General features: G+C 73.9%; 4 protein-coding genes. 2 read left to right on the top strand and 2 right to left on the bottom strand.

From position 1 onward, the window contains the following. On the bottom strand, positions 1 to 1,209 hold a 1,209-nt coding region (locus tag HY68_RS23210; protein WP_078863733.1), incomplete at its 3' end, for an aminotransferase class I/II-fold pyridoxal phosphate-dependent enzyme. A gap of 35 nt (positions 1,210 to 1,244) precedes the next feature. On the opposite strand from HY68_RS23210, the gene HY68_RS23205 reads away from it, so the two are divergent. Further along, the gene (locus HY68_RS23205; RefSeq protein ID WP_241778650.1) at positions 1,245 to 1,922 is read left to right on the top strand and encodes a pyridoxamine 5'-phosphate oxidase family protein; all 678 of its coding nucleotides are present in this window, start codon (positions 1,245 to 1,247) and stop codon (positions 1,920 to 1,922) included. A 10-nt stretch (positions 1,923 to 1,932) separates the two neighbouring features. Beyond that, entirely contained in the window at positions 1,933 to 2,604 is a 672-nt protein-coding gene (locus tag HY68_RS23200; protein ID WP_041991840.1) for an FMN-binding negative transcriptional regulator, read from the top strand. A 44-nt stretch (positions 2,605 to 2,648) separates the two neighbouring features. On the opposite strand, the gene HY68_RS23195 is transcribed toward HY68_RS23200, so the two are convergent. After that, positions 2,649 to 3,035 (bottom strand): DMT family transporter (locus HY68_RS23195; RefSeq protein WP_157874452.1); only part of this gene is annotated, 387 nt, incomplete at its 5' end.

Here is a 3,035-nt window from a genome sequence, read left to right as displayed (position 1 = left end):
GAAGCGGGCGCCGGGCGCGACGGCCCAGCCGGCGTGCAGCAGCCGCGCGACGGCGCCGGTCTCGTCGGCCACCGGCACCCAGACGTTCATACCGCTGCGGCCGTGCGCCGCGACGCCCCGCTCCGCCAGCGCCCGTACGAGTGCGTCCCGCCGACGCCCGTACGAGGCGGCGACGGCCCGCACGTCCACGGCGCCCGAACTCCACAGCTCCACGACGGCCTGCTGCAGAAGCCTGCTGACCCAGCCGGGGCCGAGTCGCTGACGCCCCGTCACCCGGTCCACGGTCAGGGCGTCTCCGGTCAGTACGGCGACGCGCAGGTCGGGGCCGTACGCCTTCGACGTCGAGCGCACGAACACCCAGCGGTCCGTGACACCGGCGAGCGGGTGCAACGGCAGATCGACGATGGCATGGCCGTGGTCGTCCTCGACGAGGAGCACATCGGGACGGGCGGCGAGGACGGTACGCAGCTCGGCGGCGCGCCGGGCGGAGACGGCGGCGCCCGTCGGGTTCTGCGCCCGGTCGGTGACGACGACCGCCCGGACACCGTCCTTCAGCAGGCGCGCCAACTCGGCGGACAGCGGCCCCTCGTCGTCCAGGCCCATCGGCACGGGGCGCAGCCCGAGGGCCGGGACGAGATCCAGCAGACTGCCCCAGCCGGGGTCCTCGACGGCGACGGCGTCGCCCGGCCGCAAGTGGGCGGCGAGCACCCGCTCGATCGCGTCCAACGAGCCCGATGTGACAGCTACGGGTCCTGCGGGCAGCCCGTCGGCGTCGAGCCCCGCGCGGGCGAGCCGCGCCAACTCCGCCTCGACCGGGGCCTGTCCGTAGAGGCCGGGCGCGCTTTCGTGGCGCAGCGCAGCGGCGGCGAGCGCGTCACGCAGCGACGGCAGCAGGGCGGGGTCGGGATTGCCCTCGGACAGGTCCCGCACACCCGGTGGCGCGTCCACCCGGATCGAGCCGCGGACCGTGCTGGCGGGGCGGCGGCGCACGCTGCTCCCCTTGCGGCCCGCCGTCTCGATCACCCCGCGCTCACGCAGCGTGCGGTAGGCGGCGGCCACGGTGTTCGGGTTGACGCCCAGATCCACCGCCAACTCCCGCATCGGCGGCAGGGGTTGGCCCGGGGCCAGCTCACCCGAGCCCACCCCGCGCTCCACACTCGCTGCGATCTCGGCTGCGCGCCGACCGACGATCCGATACTCTCCTAGCACAAAGAAGATTATGCACTAGTGCAATGGAGAGCGCAATGCAGGACCCCACCGGCTACCCGCCGACCGCCCGCACCGTCCCCACCCGCTCGGCGAAGCGGGCGTCCTACGACCGCGAACTGGTGCACGCGATACTCGACGAGACGTACCTCTGCCACCTCGGCTTCGTCAGGGACGGCGCACCGGTCGTGCTGCCCACCCTCTACGGACGGGTGGGCGAGCGGCTGTACGTGCACGGGTCGACCGGCTCGCGCCCGCTGCGGATGGCCGGCGCGCGGCAGCCGGACGACACCGACCCCGGCCTTGCCGTGTGCCTGACCGTCACCCATGTCGACGGGCTAGTGCTGGCGCGCTCCGCCTTCCACCACTCGATCAACTACCGCTCCGTGGTGGTGCACGGCGTCGCCCACCAGGTGACGGACCCGCAGGAGCGGCGCGTCGCGCTCGACGCGATCGTCGACCATGTCGTCCCTGGTCGGTCCCACGACTCCCGGCCAGGGAACGAACGGGAGCTGGCGGCGACCGCCGTGCTCAGCCTCGATCTCCACGAGGTGTCGGCCAAGGTCCGTACGGGCGGCCCCGGTGACGAGCCTGAGGACGTGGCACTCCCCCACTGGAGCGGTGTCGTCCCGGTGGAGCGCGGCTACGGCCCGCCGATTCCGGCGGACGACCTCGACCCGGCCGTCGCCGTGCCCGACTATCTCACCGTCCTCTGAGGAGCCCGCCGTGCTGATCCATCCCTGGGACGCGCCGCAGGACGACGGTGTCTGGCAACAGTGGCTCGCTGAGCACGACTTCGGCCAGCTCGCCGTCAACGGCCCGCCGGGTGAGCCGCCTTACGTCCAGCCGCTGCACTTCGCCTACGATCCGCTGCGCGGGCCGCACGGTGAGGTGCTCACGCATCTCGCCCGGCCCAACCCGATCTGGCCGGCCGTCGAGGCCGGTTCACCGGTCCTGCTGAGCGTCGTCGACGACTACGTCTACGTGCCGGGCCCCTGGCAGGCTCCGGACGACACCCCGCCCGAGCACGGCACACCCACCAGCTTCTACGCGGCCGTCCAACTGCGCTGCACCGCACACCTCGTGGACGACCCGCGGGAGAAGGCGGACCTGCTCAACGCGCAGGTGGGCCACTTCCAGCCGGACGGCGGCTCGGCGCGCGCCGCCGTCGGCGAGGCCCCGTACGGCAGGATGCTGTCCGGGATCCGCGGGCTGCGGCTGGAAGTGACCGACGTCCGCGCCAAGTTCAAGTACGCGGCGCACAAACCGGACGACGTGAAGGAACGCACGGCGGCCGGGCTGCTCGCACGCGGCGGCCCGCGCGACGCCGCCGCGTACGCCCACCATCTGCGCCACCGGACGCCCGGCGCCCCGCAGGACGGTGCCCCGCAGGACTGACCGGGCCCCGGCCGCGAGCCCCTTGCCGCGATCCGAAGGAGCTGTCAGACGAGCACCGCGGCCCTGCGCCGGGCCGCCGCTCCCCTGGCCTCGGCGACCGCCAGCCCGGCCACCGCCGCGAGCAGCAGCAGGGTGCCCACGACCGTGGCGCCGGTGAGCCGTTCGTCGAGCAGGCTTACGGCGATCACGGCCGCGCTCACCGGCTCCAGCAGCATGATCACGGAGACGGTGGCCGAGCGCACGACTCCGGCGCCCGCGAAGTACAGCGCGTAGGCGAGAGCGGTCGGCACCGCAGCCACGTACACCAGCAGACCGACGACGTCAGGCAGTTGGGCGGTGTGCGGCAGCAGCCCCTCGGCGGCCCCGAACGGCAGCAGTGTGACGGTGCCGACCGCGCAGGACCAGGCCGTCGTGGACAGCGGATCGGCCGC

This window comes from Streptomyces sp. AcH 505, assembly GCF_000818175.1.
In the GTDB taxonomy this organism is placed as follows: domain Bacteria; phylum Actinomycetota; class Actinomycetes; order Streptomycetales; family Streptomycetaceae; genus Streptomyces.
The sequence above is the reverse complement of the archived record's forward strand: the minus strand, read 5'-3'. Positions and strand labels throughout refer to the sequence as shown.

Bases quoted from the DNA above. Each gene is read 5' to 3' on its own strand.
- HY68_RS23205 (WP_241778650.1), top strand. From the start codon at position 1,245: ATGCAGGACCCCACCGGCTACCCGCCGACCGCCCGCACCGTCCCCACC.